This window comes from Bartonella sp. MR168JLCBS (genome assembly GCF_042194175.1).
In genome coordinates, this window is record NZ_JBHIMP010000162.1 from 720 (window position 1) to 1039 (window position 320).

Sequence of the window (320 nt, forward strand, 5' to 3'; positions counted from 1 at the left end):
TAAAAGCAAAATGCTGATTCTAAGTCAGTACTTTTAACCCCCGGAATAGCAATACGAAGGCGCTCGCGACCGACAGAGGGAAATGCAAGCGAAAAATCCTCAAAACGACATTTTCGTGGGTAAAAAAATTCATTTCAGACGAAAAATGCTGAAAATGTCTCAAAAACAATTAGGGCACACCTTAGGGGTAAGCGCCCAACAAATTCAAAAATATGAAGCAGGATTAAATCGTATAGCACAGGACGTTTAAAAGAAATTGCTGATATTCTCAGTATTCCTATTTCCTTTTTTTATGCCGATACTTAAAACAAAACACAAAG

The 320-nt window shown here is 37.2% G+C and carries 1 pseudogene; it reads left to right on the top strand.

Going from position 1 to position 320, the window contains the following annotated elements:
* Window positions 1-82: 82 nt before the first annotated feature.
* A pseudogene (locus ACFIK8_RS10030) lies at window positions 83-300 on the top strand (helix-turn-helix domain-containing protein); the annotation flags it as partial.
* Between the last annotated feature and the right edge of the window lie 20 nt (window positions 301-320).